General features: G+C 60.6%; 14 protein-coding genes and 1 pseudogene. 7 read left to right on the top strand and 8 right to left on the bottom strand.

From position 1 onward, the window contains the following. The first annotated feature begins 122 nt into the window (after nt 1–122). From QMK51_RS13845 to QMK51_RS13830, 4 genes are all read left to right on the top strand, one after another. Complete coding sequence (locus QMK51_RS13845; RefSeq protein WP_320394439.1) at nt 123–905, top strand: AP endonuclease; 783 nt, start codon at nt 123–125, stop codon at nt 903–905. Next, nucleotides 898–1917 carry a sugar kinase gene (locus tag QMK51_RS13840; protein ID WP_320394438.1) on the top strand — a complete coding sequence of 340 codons (1020 nt, stop codon included), beginning with the start codon at nt 898–900 and terminating at the stop codon, nt 1915–1917. The genes QMK51_RS13845 and QMK51_RS13840 overlap by 8 nt, the downstream gene beginning before the upstream one ends. A 61-nt stretch (nt 1918–1978) precedes the next feature. Further along, the gene (locus tag QMK51_RS13835; protein ID WP_320394437.1) at nt 1979–3277 is read left to right on the top strand and encodes an MFS transporter; all 1299 of its coding nucleotides are present in this window, start codon (nt 1979–1981) and stop codon (nt 3275–3277) included. A 21-nt stretch (nt 3278–3298) separates the two neighbouring features. After that, nucleotides 3299–4276, top strand: a complete 978-nt coding sequence (locus QMK51_RS13830; RefSeq protein ID WP_320394516.1) for a D-glycerate dehydrogenase — start codon at nt 3299–3301, stop codon at nt 4274–4276. A 145-nt stretch (nt 4277–4421) separates the two neighbouring features. Here the strand turns inward: QMK51_RS13830 and QMK51_RS13825 are convergent, their stop codons facing one another. The 5 genes and pseudogenes from QMK51_RS13825 to QMK51_RS13810 form a co-directional block, all read right to left on the bottom strand. Next, nucleotides 4422–5609, bottom strand: a complete 1188-nt coding sequence (locus QMK51_RS13825) for a pyridoxal phosphate-dependent aminotransferase (protein WP_320394436.1) — start codon at nt 5607–5609, stop codon at nt 4422–4424. 40 nt (nt 5610–5649) lie between these two features. Then, the gene (locus tag QMK51_RS28990) at nt 5650–6513 is read right to left on the bottom strand and encodes a methyl-accepting chemotaxis protein (RefSeq protein WP_408980629.1); all 864 of its coding nucleotides are present in this window, start codon (nt 6511–6513) and stop codon (nt 5650–5652) included. Then, nucleotides 6508–7275 (bottom strand): annotated as a pseudogene (locus tag QMK51_RS28985) (MCP four helix bundle domain-containing protein); the annotation flags it as partial. The gene QMK51_RS28990 and the pseudogene QMK51_RS28985, both read right to left, overlap by 6 nt. 329 nt (nt 7276–7604) lie before the next feature. After that, nucleotides 7605–8747 (bottom strand): glycerate kinase, encoded by a 1143-nt coding sequence (locus tag QMK51_RS13815; protein ID WP_320394434.1) that lies wholly within the window; start codon nt 8745–8747, stop codon nt 7605–7607. Between the two features lie 272 nt (nt 8748–9019). Then, nucleotides 9020–10141 carry a sugar diacid recognition domain-containing protein gene (locus tag QMK51_RS13810; RefSeq protein WP_320394433.1) on the bottom strand — a complete coding sequence of 374 codons (1122 nt, stop codon included), beginning with the start codon at nt 10139–10141 and terminating at the stop codon, nt 9020–9022. Nucleotides 10142–10309: 168 nt separating this feature from the next. Here QMK51_RS13810 and QMK51_RS13805 point away from each other — a divergent pair, with 168 nt between their 5' ends. Next, nucleotides 10310–11620, top strand: coding sequence for an MFS transporter (locus QMK51_RS13805; RefSeq protein WP_320394432.1), 1311 nt, complete (start codon nt 10310–10312; stop codon nt 11618–11620). Between the two features lie 208 nt (nt 11621–11828). Here the strand turns inward: QMK51_RS13805 and QMK51_RS13800 are convergent, their stop codons facing one another. After that, nucleotides 11829–12188 (bottom strand): DUF6124 family protein, encoded by a 360-nt coding sequence (locus tag QMK51_RS13800; protein WP_320394431.1) that lies wholly within the window; start codon nt 12186–12188, stop codon nt 11829–11831. Between the two features lie 445 nt (nt 12189–12633). On the opposite strand from QMK51_RS13800, the gene QMK51_RS13795 reads away from it, so the two are divergent. Continuing rightward, nucleotides 12634–13647, top strand: coding sequence for an aldo/keto reductase (locus QMK51_RS13795; protein ID WP_258700500.1), 1014 nt, complete (start codon nt 12634–12636; stop codon nt 13645–13647). Between the two features lie 226 nt (nt 13648–13873). Beyond that, nucleotides 13874–14752, top strand: a complete 879-nt coding sequence (gene rarD, locus QMK51_RS13790; protein WP_320394430.1) for an EamA family transporter RarD — start codon at nt 13874–13876, stop codon at nt 14750–14752. 99 nt (nt 14753–14851) lie between these two features. On the opposite strand, the gene hppD is transcribed toward rarD, so the two are convergent. Then, nucleotides 14852–15928, bottom strand: coding sequence for a 4-hydroxyphenylpyruvate dioxygenase (hppD, locus tag QMK51_RS13785; protein ID WP_258700498.1), 1077 nt, complete (start codon nt 15926–15928; stop codon nt 14852–14854). Nucleotides 15929–16172: 244 nt separating this feature from the next. After that, nucleotides 16173–17120 (bottom strand): DMT family transporter, encoded by a 948-nt coding sequence (locus tag QMK51_RS13780; protein WP_320394429.1) that lies wholly within the window; start codon nt 17118–17120, stop codon nt 16173–16175. Between the last annotated feature and the right edge of the window lie 22 nt (nt 17121–17142).

Raw genomic sequence — 17142 nt, 5'->3', positions numbered from 1 at the left:
TCTGTGGCGTTCACATAACCTGTGGGAGCGGGCTTGCCCGCGATAGGGCCCTGAAAATCATCACATAACGCAAACCAAATTTTTTTGACTAAAAATGAAACCGGTTTCAGAGGTGCATAACGATGAACAAACCACCCGTTTCCATCAGCCTGTCCAGCTACGGCGCAGACCTTGTTCGCCAACGCGGCCAAGGCAGTTTCGTCCAGATGCTGGCCACTGCCGGCGCCACACACATCGAATGGCGCGAAGAGCTGCTGACCCTCGAAGACCCTGCACAATTGGCAGATGCCAGCCAATCCAAGGGCCTCGAAAGCGTGTATTCCTCACCATTGGAGTTGTGGCTGGCCGGGCACTCGACACCCAACCCTGAACTGCTCTGGACCCTGAAGCGCGCCGAGTCATTCGGCGCCCGATGGCTGAAAGTCTCCCTGGGTTATTTCACCGACAACAACGATCTACAGACGCTGGCCCTTCAGCTGAAACAGAGCCCGGTACAGTTGCTGGTGGAAAACGACCAGACCTTGCACGGTGGCCGAATCGAACCCTTCCAGCGCTTCTTCGCCGACGTCGAGCAACACAACCTGCCGATCAAAATGACCTTCGATATCGGCAATTGGCAATGGCAGGACCAGTCGGCCGCCAGCGCCGCGCGGTTGCTCGGTCGGCACGTCGGTTATGTGCACTGCAAAGCGGTGGCGCGCCGGGCCGACGGCAAACGGGTGGCGGTGCCACCGGCCGCCAGCGACCTGCATCTGTGGGGACAACTGTTGCAACACATGCCCCAGGGCGTGATGCGTGCGGCGGAATATCCACTGCAAGGTGACGACCTGGTGCAACTGACCACCGAGCATGTCGCCACCCTCGCCCGCCTCGGTCAATCCTGCCTGGAGCCTGCGCATGTCTGAGATCGATATCCTGTCGTTCGGCGAAACCATGGCGATGTTCGTCGCCGAGCAGCACGGTGAACTGGCCGACGTCGGCCAGTTCCACAAACGCATTGCCGGGGCCGACAGCAACGTCGCCATTGGCTTGTCGCGGTTGGGGTTTAACGTCGCCTGGCTGAGCCGGGTTGGCGCGGACTCTCTCGGCAAGTTCGTCGTCGATACGCTGAAAAAAGAAGGCCTTGATTGCAGCCATGTCGACATCGACCCGGCACACCCTACCGGGTTCCAGCTCAAATCCCGCGCCGATGATGGCAGCGATCCGGTTGTCGAATACTTTCGGCGCGGCTCGGCGGCCAGTCATTTGTCGGTGCGGTCGATTGCACCGGAGCTGCTCAAGGCCCGGCACTTGCACGCCACGGGCATTCCCCCGGCGCTGTCTGCATCGGCCCGGGACATGGCCTTCGAACTGATGACCCGCCTGCGCGATGCCGGGCGCAGCGTGTCGTTCGACCCCAACCTGCGTCCGAGTCTGTGGGCCAGCGAGCAACAGATGATCACCGAGGTCAACCGCCTCGCCGCCCTCGCCCATTGGGTGCTGCCGGGTTTGAGTGAAGGGCGTTTGCTCACCGGTTTCGAAGACCCCGCCGACATCGCGGCGTTTTACCTCGACCAGGGCGTTGAAGCCGTAGCGATCAAGCTTGGCCCGCACGGCGCGTATTACCGCACGCATTACGATGAAGGTTTCGTTGCAGGCGTACCCGTGAAAACAGTGGTCGATACGGTCGGTGCCGGTGACGGATTTGCCGTCGGCCTGATCAGCGCCCTGCTGGAAAACTACAGCGTTGCCCACGCCGTGCAGCGTGCCAACTGGATCGGCAGCCGCGCGGTGCAGAACCGTGGGGATATGGAGGGGTTGCCCGATCGAAGGGAGTTATCCGTTGAATTCGAGGCCGCCATCGCGGGCAAGCCCGCTCCCACAGGGATTCGCGCAAATCCTGTGGGAACGGGCTTGCCCGCGATGAGGCCCGCATAGTCACTGAAGATTTAAAACCGTTACCTGCTGCGACAAAAACAACAAGCTCAGGAGCACCACTATGAAAACCGCAACACTGGCCACCCGCCGCTGGTGGTACATCATGCCCATCGTGTTCATCACCTACAGCCTGGCGTATCTGGACCGCGCCAACTACGGGTTCGCCGCCGCCTCCGGCATGGCCAAGGACCTGATGATCACCCCAGGCCTGTCCTCCCTGCTCGGCGCGCTGTTCTTCCTTGGCTATTTCTTCTTCCAGATCCCGGGCGCGATCTACGCCCAGAAACACAGCGTGAAGAAACTGATTTTCGTCAGCCTGATCCTCTGGGGTGGCCTGGCGACCTTGACCGGGATCGTCTCCAACGCCTACTGGCTGATCGTGATTCGCTTCATGCTCGGGGTGGTCGAAGCCGCGGTGATGCCGGCGATGCTGGTGTACCTGTGCCACTGGTTCACCCGCGCCGAACGCTCGCGCGCCAACACCTTCCTGATCCTCGGCAACCCGGTGACCATGCTCTGGATGTCGGTGGTGTCGGGCTACCTGATCCAGCATTTCAACTGGCGCTGGATGTTCATCATCGAAGGCTTGCCGGCAGTGTTGTGGGCGTTTATCTGGTGGCGTCTGGCCGATGACCGTCCGGCTCAGGCCAAGTGGCTCGACGACCAGGAGAAGCAGGACCTGGAAAGCGCCCTGGCCGCCGAGCAAGTCGGCATCAAAGCGGTAAAAAACTACGCTGAAGCCTTCCGTTCGCCGAAGGTGATCATCCTCGCCTTGCAGTTCTTCTGCTGGAGCATCGGCGTCTACGGTTTCGTGCTGTGGCTACCGTCGATCCTCAAGGCCGGCGCGCAAATGGACATGATCGAGGCCGGCTGGCTGTCGGCGTTGCCGTACCTGGCGGCGGTGATCGGCATGCTGCTGGTGTCCTGGGGCTCGGACAAACTGCAAAAGCGCAAACGCTTTGTCTGGCCACCGCTGCTGATCGCCTCGATTGCGTTCTACGGCTCCTACGCCCTGGGCGCGGAACATTTCTGGTGGTCCTACACCCTGCTGGTGATTGCCGGCGCCTGCATGTATGCCCCGTACGGCCCGTTCTTCGCCATCGTCCCGGAAATCCTCCCGGCCAACGTGGCCGGTGGCGCCATGGCGTTGATCAACAGCATGGGCGCACTCGGTTCGTTTGGCGGCTCTTATCTGGTCGGTTACCTGAACAGCTCCACCGGATCGCCCGGTGCGTCCTATCTGCTGATGAGCGGCGCGTTGCTGCTGTCGGTGGTGCTGACGATTTTCCTCAAGCCCGGCGCCAGTGACCGGGTCTTGGCCAAGGCTGCGACGGCCCGGCCGATGGCGACTCATTCCTGAATGGATGTTGATATGACGACGATGAAAAAACAGGTGGTGCTGTACAAGAAACTCTCGCCACTGCTGATGGCTCGCCTGCATGAGCAGACCGAGGTGACGTTGATCGACAGCCTCGACGCCGAGGGCCTGGCCAAGCTGCGCCAGGCCCTGCCCCGCGCCCAAGGGTTGCTCGGCGCCAGCCTGAAACTGGATGCCGGGTTACTGGATCTGGCGCCGAACCTGAAAGCCATTGCCAGCGTGTCCGTCGGCGTCGACAACTACGACATCGACTACCTGACCGAACGGCGGATTTTGCTCAGCAACACCCCCGACGTGTTGACCGAGACCACCGCCGACACCGGCTTCGCGCTGATCCTGGCCAGCGCCCGGCGCGTGGTGGAACTGGCGAACATGGTTCGCGCCGGCCAGTGGAACCACAACATCGGCCCGGCGCATTTCGGCAGCGATGTGCACGGCAAAACGCTGGGCATCATCGGCATGGGGCGGATTGGCGAGGCGTTGGCGCAACGCGGGCACTTCGGTTTTGGCATGCCGGTTCTGTATCACAGCCATTCGCCGAAACCGGCGGTGGAACAGCGCTTCAATGCGCAATACCGCAGCCTGACCGAGTTGTTGCAGCAGGCCGACTTCATTTGCCTGACCTTGCCGCTGACCGCCGAAACCGAAAAGCTGATCGGCGCCAGGGAGTTCGCCTTGATGCGCCCGCAGAGCATCTTCATCAACATTTCCCGGGGCAAGGTGGTGGACGAAGCGGCGCTGATCGAGGCATTGCAGCAGAACCGGATTCGCGCTGCCGGGCTGGATGTGTTCGAACGTGAGCCGCTGAACCATGACTCGCCGCTGTTGCAGTTAAGCAACGTGGTGGCGACGCCGCATATCGGTTCGGCGACCCATGAGACACGGGAGGCCATGGCCCGGTGTGCGGTGGATAATCTGTTGGCGGCGTTGGCTGGGGAGCGGCCGATGAATCTGGTGAATGGGCGAGCGTGGAAGGGTTAAGGGATTTGGTGTTTTTCAGATAGCCATCGCGAGCAGGCTCGCTCCCACATTGGATCTGCGGCGCACACCGAATTTGTGCCCAAGGCAGATCCCCTGTGGGAGCGAGCCTGCTCGCGAAGAGGCCAGCCCAAACAACACAAATCCCTCAAGCCCGCCGCACTTGCAACAAATCCACCGCACACAAGGCAATCCGCTGACACGCATCCGCCAGCTTCACCTGATCCACCACCAGCCCAATGCGAATATGCCCCGCCGCACTTGGCCCGAAGGCTTCACCGGCCAGCACCGACACGCCATAACCTTCCAGCAAGCGCTCGGCAAAACCTTGGGCACCAAGGCCGGTCTGGCGCACATCGACCATGACGAACATCCCGCCATCGGGCTTGATCGGCCGGATACCGGGACAACCGCTCAACCTCGCGCACACCAGATCGCGACGCTGGCGATATTCCTCGCGCATCAACGCCACGTCAGGCAAGTCTTTATCGAGCGCCACCTGCGCGGCGTTCTGGACGAAATCCGGAATCCCGAACAGCATGCACAACGACAGATGCATCACGTGGTCGGCCAGCGGTTTGGGGCCGATCATCCAACCCACTCGCCAGCCGGTCATGGCATGGGATTTGGACAGACTGTTGACGGTCGCCGTGCGCTCGGCCATGCCGGGCAGGCTGGCCGGGCTGATGTGTTCGCCTTCAAATAACAAATCGCTGTAGACCTCATCGCTGATCAGCCAGAGATCATGCTGCATGCACAACGCAGCCAACGCCTGCCAACTCTTCAACGACAGGCTGGCACCGGAAGGATTGTTCGGACTGTTGAGCAGAATAGCCCGGGTTTTAGGGCTGATCAGTGCCGCGACATCCGCCGGTTCGACCCGAAAGCCATTCTCCGGACGCACGGCCACCGGCACCACGCGAGCCCCGCAGGCGCCGAACACCCCTTCATAAGTGACGTACATCGGCTCGGCGACGATCACTTCATCACCCGGATCGAGCAGGCACTGCGCAACCGAATACACCGCGCACTGCGCACCGGGCAGCACGATCACATGGTCGGCGTCCACCTCCTGGCCGCTGCGCTGCTGATGACGGCGGGCGATGCTGCTGCGCAGTGTGTGGGAGCCGCGTACATCCGAATAATGGGTGTCGCCGGCCAGCAGGCTGTCGATGGCGGCGTGAATGATTGGCAGCGGGGTGTCGAAATCCGGATCGCCGATCGACAGCAGCAGCACGTCGACGCCCTGCTCTCGCAGCTCCAGCGCTCGATCATGAATCTTCCAGGCTGCTGCTCCGTCACCGGAGATTCGTTGGGTCAAGGCTGAATAGCGCATGTACTTCTCCTAACGCGCGAGGTCCAGTCTCAACCCTATCTCAAATCACGAAACGCGCCACCATTGCGTTCAAATCTACCGCCAGCCGCGACAGTTCGTGGGTGGCGGCGCTGGTCTGATCGGCACCGGCGGCCGACTGGGTGGCCAGGTCACGGATGTTCACCAGGTTGCGGTCGACTTCACGGGACACCTGAGCCTGTTCCTCCGAAGCGCTGGCGATCACCAGGTTGCGTTCGTTGATCAGCTGAATCGATTGAGTGATCTGCTCCAGCGCGACACCTGCGGCGCGGGCCATTTCCAGGGTGCTTTGGGTGCGCTGATTGCTTTGTTGCATCGACGAAACCGCCTCACCGGTACCGTTCTGAATGCCGGCCACCATTTTCTCGATTTCCTGGGTCGATTGCGCGGTGCGATGGGCCAGCGCCCGGACTTCGTCCGCCACCACCGCAAAGCCACGCCCGGCCTCCCCGGCACGGGCGGCCTCAATCGCGGCATTGAGGGCCAGCAGGTTGGTCTGCTCGGCAATGGCGCGGATCACGTCCAGCACTTTGCCGATGTCGCGCCCCTGAGCGGCCAGGCCCTCGATCATCAGCGCAGTGTTTCGCACGTCGTGGGTCATGGTCTGAATGGCGTCGACGGTTTCCACCACCCGGTTACGACCTTCGTGTGCCGCCTGGGTCGACTGGTTCGAGGCTTCCGAAGTCGACACCGCATTGCGCGCCACTTCTTCCACCGCGGCAGTCATTTCGTTGACGGCGGTGGCCGCCTGTTCGATTTCGTTGTTTTGCTGTTGCAGGCCACGGGACGCTTCTTGCGTCACGGTGCTGAGTTCTTCAGCGGCCGCACCCAGTTGCGTCGCGGAGCCGGCGATCTGCTCAATGGTTTTGCGCAGGTTGGTCTGCATGGCGGACAAGGCGCCGAGTAAACGGGCCGGTTCGTCGTTGCCGTCGACCTCAATGACTTTGCTCAGGTTGCCGCCGGCAATGGTTTCGGCTGCGAGCACTGCACGGTTCAGCGGCGTGAGAATGCTGCGGGTCAACAGCCAGGCCAGTAGCACGGTCATCAAGGCCGCAACCACCGAGACCACGATGATGCCGTTGGTGGCAAAGGCATACTGCTCGTTGGCCTCGACGTCGGCCGCCGTCGCGTCAGCCTTGTTGATGGCGATCAGCCTGTTCAACTGCTCGCCCATCTGATCGGTGCCTTCCTTGACCCGGGTATTGATCAGGTTGCGCATTTCCTCCAGTTTGTTCTGCCGCGAAAGATCCGTCATCTCGCGCACGGCTTGCAGGTATTTGTCCAGCGTGACCGAAAATGTCTTGAATAACGCCGCTTCCTCACCGTCGGCCGGCAATGCCGCATAACCGGCCTGTGCTTGCTTGACCTTGTCCACCAGCACCCCGATTCGGGTTTCGGCTTCTTGCAGGCTCGCGGGCTCACGGTTCACCAGAACCCGGAACGAGAGAATGCGCAGACGCAGCACGTTTTCGGTCATGGTGCCCAGGAAGCCGACGCTGGGTAGCTGATTGCTTTGCATGTCCACGGAGGCCTGTCGGATGATCGACATGCGGCTCACCGCAAACACACCCAGCACGATAACGAGCAAGGCAATGAAGGCGAAACCCAGGAAAGCTCGAGGCGCGATGTTCAGATTACGCAGTGACATAGGATGATCTCGGTAATTGAAGCGGCGAGCATCCTTGCCGTGATCACTGTCGGGCGGGCGATGGCGCGTGCCTTTCAGTTTGGCGCCACTGTTGTAATAGGTGTGTGTACGCCTATTCGTTGTATCGGCCGCAGTTGAGGTTTTTTGCAGAGGGCTGGAGAAATATTTTCCATGGGGAACAGAAGTGTTTCAGCGGTGAAACACATGCCACGCGAGGTGCAGCCCTTGTGGGAGCGAGCCTGCTCGCGATGACGGCGGCACATTCAACATCAATATTGGCTGACCCGCCGCTATCGCGAGCAGGCTCGCTCCCACAAGGGCTGCGGTGTTCAATTGCTTCGGGTAGCCACCCGCCAAACCCGTGCGATGTCACTGCCGCGATCACGCAACAAACGCGGTGCCTCGGCGCAGGCCTGCTCCAATGTCATCGGCCCGCTCGCCAATGCAAAGGCCGCATCGATGCCATGCTCGTACAGGGCCTGATAGCCCTCGCCCAAGGTGCCGGCGATGACAATGACGGGCACACCGTGCTGGCGTGCAATGCGCGCCACGCCAAACGGCGTTTTGCCGCGCAACGTTTGGGCATCGAAACGACCTTCGCCGGTGATCACCAGGTCGGCGCCTTTGACCGCCTCGGCCAGCCCCACCAGTTCGGCGACCACTTCCACACCGGCCTGGAATTGCGCGCCGAGAAACGCCTTCGCCGCAAACCCCAAGCCACCCGCCGCGCCGCTGCCCGGTTCATCGCGCACGTCGTTGCCCAGGGCTTGCGCGCAGAGCTCGGCAAAATGCCCGAGAGCGTGGTCCAGTTGCAGGACTTGCTCGGGCGACGCACCTTTCTGCGGGCCGAAAATCGCGGACGCGCCGTGAGGGCCGCACAACGGATTATCGACGTCGGCGGCGATGTCGAAGCGCACCTTGACCAGACGCGGGTCGATGTCGCTCGGATCGAGACGGGCCAGTTGCGCCAAGGCCAGACCGCCCGGCGCCAGGGCTTGGCCTTGAGCGTCCAGCAGTTTCACACCCAGGGCCTGCATTGCCCCGGCGCCGCCATCGTTGGTGGCGCTGCCACCAATCGCCAGAATCACCCGTTGCGCCCCTGCATCCAGCGCGGCGCGGATCAATTCACCGGTGCCGAAGGTACTGCTGGTGCACGCATCGCGCAGGTTAGGCGGGACCAATTGCAGACCACTGGCCTCGGCCATTTCGATGATCGCGGTGTGGCTGTGTGGCAACCAGCCCCAAGCGGCATCGACCGTTGCACCCAATGGCCCGCGAACACGGGTGCGGCGCAGTTCTCCGTCGCACGCGGCCAGAATCGACTCGACCGTGCCTTCCCCACCGTCAGCCATCGGGCACTTGAGCAATTGCGCGTCCGGCCAGACTTGCGCCAATCCCAACGCAATGGCCTCGGCCACACCTTGGGCACTCAGGCTGTCCTTGAACGAATCGGGGGCGATGACGATTTTCATGCGAGTTCTCCAGTTCCAATGCATCCATGCTGCCAGCCGCCATGAACAATAACGCCGGTCCGTTGCACAAGCGGCCATGAGGATTATTGTTCATTTCCACAAAACCCTGCGGATGCAGCGTCGTTCACAAATCTGTGCACCACCACAAATCATTGTGGGAGCGGGCTTGCCTGCGATGACGGTGTGTCAGTCACCATGCATGTTGGACGTGATGGCTTCTTCGCGGGCAAGTCGGATCGCCGCACCGCCGCTCCCACAGGGAATTGTGTGATTCATGGGTTGGCGTCTGCCTGGGGCAGGAGCTGGACGCCGAGGTACAGCGCGAGCATCCCGTCCAGCTTCAGCGGATCAACGCCGCTGAGTTCGGCAATCCGTTCCATGCGATAACGCAAGCTGTTGCGGTGGATGCCCAGGGCATCGGCACAGGCCTGGCTCTGGCCGTCGTGCTCGCACCAACTGCGCAGGGTCGCCAGCAGTTGGCCGTTACCATCCTTGGCGATGACTTTGCGCAGCGGCCGCAGCAGTTCATCCAGCGCATCGTCGTTGCGGTGCCGCCAGAGCATCACCGGCAACCGATAACGGTTCAGGGTCAGCAAACGCGAGTGCGGCAACACATCACGTCCGTAGGCCAGCAAGTCACCGACCCGCCGATAGCAGCGGCGCAACCCCGACAATCCATCAGCCTGCCCGCCCACGGCGATGCGTAAAATGTTCCAGCCCAGGCCATCGAGTTTCTCCAGCAGCCGCTCGTTCTCGACCGCAGGCGTGGCCGGTCGGCACCAGAGCAACGAAGATTTGGCCGAGCTCACACACCAACTGTCCGGGTAGCGCGACATCAACCAGGCGCTGAGCGCTTCGACGGTCTGGCCCGGGCCGTGTTCCAGGCCCAACTCGAACAGGTACGGCACCCGCGTCAACTGCGGTTTGAGCCCCAGTTGTTGCGCTTCGTCCAGCAACCGCGGCGAATCCCCCGCTTCGCTGAGCAGCAGCGCCAGCAGATCGTCGCAACGCTGGCGCCGCCATTGCTGCTCGGCCTGTTGATTGCGTTGGCCCACCAACATCTCGGCAGTCATGCGCACCAGTTCGGCGTAGGTGCGCAATTGCTCGGGTTCGCCGGTGAGACCCAGCACACCAATCAAACGCCGATCGAGTAACAGCGGCAGGTTGATCCCCGGCTGCACGCCTTTGAGGTGAATCGCGGTTTGCGCGTCGATCTCCACCACGCGCCCGTTGGCCAGCACCAGTTGCGCGCCTTCATGGCGGGTGTTGATGCGCTCCGGCTCGCCGCTGCCGAGAATCAGCCCCTGACTGTCCATGACATTGACGTTGTACGGCAGGATGGCCATAGCCCGGTCGACGATGTCCTGGGCCAGGTCGTGATCGAGTTCGAACATAGCGCGGTTCCTTGAAACGTGATGGAACGGGTTGTTCACCCGCACAGGCCTTGGTCGCAAACCCTGTGCTCAGGCACAAAGACAACCACCCAAGGGGTGGCCGAGACTCAATGGGCGATCAACGTTACCCTTGCGTCGCAAAAAATCATAATAAAGAGAGAGCCCGCCATGTCACAGAGCGCCACAGCTACCCTGGCCAACGCTGACGACAAGAACGCCGTCTACAAACGCATTACCCTGCGTTTGATTCCCTTCATCTTCATCTGCTACTTGTTCAACTACCTCGACCGGGTGAACGTCGGGTTTGCCAAACTGCAGATGCTCGACGCGCTGAAATTCAGCGAAACCGTGTACGGCCTAGGCGCCGGAATCTTCTTCATCGGCTACGTACTGTGCGGCGTACCGAGCAACCTGGCCCTGACCCGATTCGGCCCGCGACGCTGGATCGCGCTGATGATGATCACTTGGGGCATGCTCTCGGCTTGCCTGCTGTTCGTCACCACACCCACCGAGTTCTACACCCTGCGCCTTTTCACCGGTGCCGCCGAAGCCGGGTTCTTCCCCGGCGTGGTGCTCTACCTTTCGCAGTGGTTCCCGACGTTCCGCCGTGGCCGCATCATGGCGCTGTTCATGTCGGCGATCCCGGTGTCCGGCCTGCTCGGCAGCCCGTTTTCCGGCTGGATCCTCAACCACTTCGGCGCCGGCCAGGCGGGGTTGGCGGGCTGGCAGTGGATGTTCCTGCTGCAAGGCATTCCGACGGTTATTCTCGGCGCCCTCGCCTACTTCCTGCTCAGCGACAGTTACGCCAACGCCAAGTGGCTGACCCCTTACGAGCGTTCGGTGCTTGAGGCCGATCACGCAGAAGACCTGGCCAGCAAACCGAAAACCACCACCGACTCCCTGCGCGCGGTGTTCAAGAACCCGGCGATCTGGGCCTTCGGCCTGATTTACTTCTGCATCCAGAGCGGCGTCTATGCGATCAACTTCTGGTTGCCGTCGATCATCAAGAACCTGGGTTTCAGCGATAACCTGGTGATTGGTTGGCTCAGCGCGATTCCGTACTTGCTGGCGGCGGTGTTCATGTTGATGGTGGGCCGCTCGGCGGACCTGCGCAAAGAGCGTCGCTGGCATTTGGTGGTGCCGATGCTGATGGGCGCAGTCGGTCTGCTGATCGCGGTGAACTTCGCCGCCAACCCGGCCATCGCCATCCTCGGGCTGACACTCGCCACCATGGGCGCCCTCACCGGTTTGCCGATGTTCTGGCCGGTGCCGACGGCGATGCTCAGCGCCGGTGCGGCTGCCGGTGGGTTGGCGTTGATTAACTCCATGGGGCAGATGGCGGGTTTCCTTAGCCCGTATCTGGTGGGTTGGGTCAAGGACAGCACCGGTTCGACCGATGCGGCGTTGTATCTGCTGGCGGGTGTGATTGTTTGCGGGAGTTTGCTGGCGTTGCGGATGACGCGGACGTTGCGGGTTTAAGGTTCAGCAAAAACAAAAACGGCCCTTTCGGGCCGTTTCTCATTTCGGGCATATGCAAATGCTTTTGTGGCGAGGGAGCTTGCTCCCGCTGGGTTGCGAAGCGACCCCAAAACCATTCAACCCAGATGCATCAGATAAACCGCAATCGCTGGTTTTACGACTGCTGCGCAGCCGAGCGGGAGCAAGCACCCTCGCCACAGTGGATCGCTCAGTTCTGAGGATCGAGGTTATCCAGCACCCGGTTGACTGCCAGCTCGCCGAGCATGACCACCTGCTGAATCCCCAGCATCATGTTGCGATGAGGCATGTCCATCAACCCGGCGAACTCACTGAGCATCACGCTCGCTGACGCCAGGGATTCGCAGGCGTTGACCAGCAGGGTTTCGTTATCGACCTTCGCGCCGACATGGTAAATGGTGCTGGGTTTGCGCTTGGTGTCTTTGGGAGTTGGGGGTTTGAGGTAGTGGTCGAGGGCGCGGTCGGCGGCTTCGTGGAGTTTTTTGGAATCGAGGGATTCGTAGGGGGAAACGTCGTCTGTTTCCGGAGGATTTGGCGTTGGTTTGAACATAGATGAAACTCCTAAAGCACTTAAAAGGAGCCATCACTCTCGCTACCAAACGAAGGGTGGTGGCCAGACGCAGGTTGGTAGACCGGGCTCCAGGAAAACGGCGCGCCCGAAGGCGCCCTGCGCATGACCACCATAAAGACGAGACGAAAAATCTCGGCGAAAGGTCGTGCTTTGAAAATAGAGACCCGGGCTACCAAACCCGATCGCTGTTTTTCAGCGACAAGGAAACGATATAGCCCGGGCCCAAGGCGCACTAGCCGGCGGATTCTGGCGCAGTCGTAGGCAACGGCGCAAGAATGTGTAGCCTCTGAGAGCATCCATCGATGCCTTTTAAACATTGCTGTTTATTGCCACTTATCCAGTGTAGGAGCCGATAATTCAGATTGCTCCCGGCCACGGTTCTGGTATTTGATTAGGCCTTTCTGACCGGTAAAAGGATTTCCTCATGAGCTATCGCACGCTGGGTCATTCGGGTTTACAGGTGTCGACCCTCACATTGGGCACCATGATGTTCGGCGAACAGACCAGCACCGAAGATTCCCTGCGAATCATCGACAAGGCCTGGGACCAGGGCATCAACTTCATCGACACCGCGGACGTCTACACCAACGGCCGCTCCGAAGAGATCGTCGGTGAAGCGATCGCCAGCCGCCGCCACGAATGGGTACTCGCCACCAAGGTCGGCTACGGCCCGGTGGACGGCGTGCCGAACCGTAGCGGCCTGAGCCGCAAGCACCTGTTCAACGGCATCGACGCCAGCCTGACGCGGTTGGGCACCGATTATCTGGACATCTATTACCTGCACCGCGAAGACCACGACACGCCGCTGGACGTCACGGTGTCTGCCATCGGCGATTTGATCCGCCAGGGCAAGATCCGCTACTGGGGTTTGTCGAATTACCGTGGCTGGCGTATCGCCGAAGTCATCCGCATCGCCGACAAACTCGGTGTCGACAGGCCTGTCATCAGCCAGCCGCTGTACAACATCGTCAACCGTCAGGCGGAAACCGAGCAGCTCACCGCCGCGCAAAGCTATGGCCTGGGCGTGGTGCCTTACAGTCCGCTGGCGCGCGGTGTGCTCAGCGGCAAGTACGCGCCGGATGTGACACCGGACGCCAACAGCCGCGCCGGTCGCCAGGACAAACGCATTCTGGAAACCGAATGGCGGGTCGAGTCCTTGCGCATTGCCCAACAGATCCAGGAGTACACCCAGGGTCGTGGCGTGGGCATCGTCGAGTTCGCCATTGCCTGGGTGCTGAACAACAGCGCCGTCACCTCGGCCATCGTCGGCCCGCGCACCGAACAACAGTGGGACGCCTACACCAAGGCGCAGGCAGTGAAGATCACGGCTGAGGACGAGGCGTTTATTGATTCGTTGGTGACACCAGGGCATTCGTCGACGCCGGGGTTCAATGACGTCAGCCACTTTGTGTCAGGTCGTAAACCGCGTACGGCTTGAGATTAATCGCGGGCAAGCCCGCTCCCACAGGGTTTTGTGTGGCCCGCCAGATCTACAGTCAATCACGATCAACTGTGGGAGCGGGCTTGCCCGCGATGGCGGTTTTGCATCCACCATTTGCTTGTGCTTCTGCCACACTCGTTGTGTGTTGATCGTTCGGACAATATTCGCTTCGAAAACCACGTATCCTCCGCACCCGTTTCACGTTCAACCTCGCGAGGGCAGTTTGTCTAAAGGCATCGCTCTATCGGTCACAGCCTCGATGCTGTTTGCCGTCATGTATTACTACACTTCGCTGCTTTCACCCTTGAGCGGCGTGGAGATCTTCGGTTGGCGGATGCTGCTGACCGCGCCGTGCATGACTGTGTTCATGGTGGTGTCCGGCGAATGGAAGCGTGTGGTGGAGCTGCTTGGCCGGCTGATCAACACGCCGAAATTGATCATCGGCCTGATCGGCTCTGCAACGCTGCTGGGCCTGCAACTCTGGCTATTCATGTGGGCGCCGCTCAACGGCTATAGCCTTGATGTGTCGCTCGGGTATTTCCTGTTGCCGCTGTCCATGGTCCTGACCGGGCGAATCGCCTATGGCGAACGTCTTTCCTACCTGCAGACAATAGCCGTGTTCTTCGCCAGTCTCGGCGTGCTCAATGAGTTGTATCAGGTCGGCGGTTTTTCCTGGGCGACTTTGCTGGTGGTGGTCGGCTATCCGATCTATTTCATCCTGCGCAAGCACCTTGCAACAGACAACCTCGGCGGGCTCTGGCTGGACATGACCTTGATGCTGCCGGTGGCGCTCTGGTTCGTGCAGGGAGGTGAACAAGGCTTCGGCGTCTTCGACCAACATCCGTGGCTGTCGCTGCTGATTCCGCTGCTCGGCGTGATCAGCGCTTCAGCACTGGTGGTCTACATCATAGCCAGCCGGCTGCTGCCGTTCAGCCTGTTCGGGCTGTTGAGTTACGTCGAACCCGTGCTGTTGCTCGGCGTTGCGTTGCTGCTGGGGGAAAGCATCAAGGCCGGCGAATGGCTGACCTACATTGCGATCTGGCTGGCGGTGGTGGTGTTGGTGTTTGAAGGGTTCAAGCATTTGATGCGTCTTCGACGATAAGCCAAGCGATGACGCCTCCTGTGGGAGCGGGCATTGCGTCAGCCCAAAAAAGCCCGGCCAGCATTGCTGCTGACCGGGCTTTTCTACAGCTGAACCAGCTTAGTCAGTGGAGAGCACACCCCGACGAACCTGGTCACGCTCGATGGATTCGAACAGTGCCTTGAAGTTACCCTCACCAAAGCCATCGTCGCCTTTACGCTGGATGAACTCAAAGAATACCGGCCCCATCAGGGTTTCCGAGAAAATCTGTAGCAGCAGACGCTTGTCGCCCGCCTCGGACGAGCCATCCAGCAAAATGCCCCGCGCTTGCAGTTGATCGACCGGCTCGCCGTGGTTCGGTAAACGGCCTTCGAGCATTTCGTAGTAGGTGTCTGGCGGCGGTGTCATGAAGCGCATGCCGATGCTTTTCAGGTGATCCCAGGTCTTGATCAGGTCGTCGCTGAGGAACGCCACGTGCTGGATGCCCTCGCCGTTGAATTGCATCAGGAACTCTTCGATCTGCCCGGCGCCCTTGGACGATTCTTCGTTCAGCGGGATACGGATCATGCCATCCGGCGCGGTCATGGCCTTGGAGGTCAGGCCGGTGTATTCGCCTTTGATATCGAAGTAGCGGATTTCACGGAAGTTGAACAGTTTCTCGTAGAAGTTGGCCCAGTAGGCCATGCGACCGCGATACACGTTGTGGGTCAGGTGATCGATGATCTTCAGACCGGCCCCGATCGGATTGCGGTCCACGCCTTCGATGAACACGAAGTCGATGTCGTAGATCGAACTGCCTTCACCAAAACGGTCGATCAGGTACAGCGGCGCGCCGCCGATGCCTTTGATCGCCGGCAGATGCAGCTCCATCGGGCCGGTTTCGATGTGGATCGGCTGGGCGCCGAGTTCCAGGGCTCGCTTGTAGGCCTTTTGCGAATCCTTGACGCGGAACGCCATGCCGCACACCGACGGACCGTGCTCGGCCGCGAAGTACGAGGCCACGCTGTGGGGTTCGTTGTTGAGGATCAGGTTGATCGCGCCCTGGCGATACAGGTGCACGTCTTTGGAGCGGTGGGTCGCGACCTTGGTGAAGCCCATGATCTCGAAGATCGGCTCCAGGGTGTTCGGGGTCGGCGATGCGAATTCGATGAACTCAAAACCCATCAGGCCCATTGGGTTTTCGTATAAATCTGCCATTTTGGCGCCTCATCATTTTTATCAATTAACGAATGTTAGTTGCTAGCAATGCTGAGACCGGCGGGTGGCGCGCAGGAGATGCCCCGCACGCTGCGGGCGAGGAAGTCACCGTAGATCAATTGAAACCCAAATATCTTCATTGTCGACCCAAGGCTTTTGCGGGCGAGGCTTCTGCTGCCAGAAGACGATTATTCTTATATGCGTAACCGGATTCTACACAGCGTAAATCAGTTTGTCCGCCTTCTTATAAAATCCCCCTTTTCGTGGCTTGCGCAAGCGGTTTGTTGCACAGAAAAATCCCTGCCAGGATCAGCCCGCCCCCCAGGTACATCGCCAGAGTCAGTTGCTCACCCAGCAACAATGCGCCGAGGAGAACGGCCGTCAGCGGGTTCAGGGCGATGAACACGCCCGAACGCGTCGCGCCGATTTTGCGGATACCGTCGTAATAACCAATGTAGGCCAACGCCGAACCCAGCACGCCCAGGTATATCAGGCTCAACCACTGTTGCGTGCCGAGTTCGGTGAGCGCCGCGACGCTCAGCTCACCCCGCACGGCACTGGTCACCCAGAGCATCAGCGTGCCCAGCAAAATCGAATACGTCACCGTCTGCACCGGCCCCAGCGTTTGGTTCAGCTCTTTGGAGAACAGCGAATAAATGCCCCAGCCGAGCACACAGCCGAAGATCAACAGATCGCCGATCCAGGCATCGGCGTTGCCGGCCAAGAGCCGCGGATTGCGGCTGACAATCACCAGGCTGGCACCGGCAATGCAGATTGCGATCCCGGCCACTTTCGCCCCGCTCAGTCGCTCCTTGAACAACAACCACGACGCCAGGCCGATCACTGCCGGGTTCAACGCCACGATCAAGGACGCCCGTGACGCGTTGATGTAATGCAACCCATAAAAGAAGCACAGGTTGTAGAAAAAGATCCCGAAAAAACCCAGCAGCGCCAATTGCAGCCATTGCCGAGGGCTGGGCCGCACCAAAGGCACCCGCGCCAACAGCACAAATAGCAGCAACGCCATGCTCGCCAGCAAGAACCGCAGGCTCGCCGCCAACAACGGACTGAGGCTGTCGGCCAGAAACCGCCCGGCGACGAACGTCCCGCCCCAGATCATGGTGACCGCCGCCAGCTTTAGATAAACCGATACATCCGAAGGACTCGAAAGGGTCTGTTCACACGTAGTCATAAGTCTCCACCACCAAAATTGG

Origin of the sequence: Pseudomonas sp. P9_31 (genome assembly GCF_034008235.1) — a bacterium.
Classification (GTDB): Bacteria; Pseudomonadota; Gammaproteobacteria; order Pseudomonadales; family Pseudomonadaceae; genus Aquipseudomonas.
Note: the sequence above shows the minus strand (reverse complement) of the source record. Positions and strands in the feature narration are given on the sequence as shown.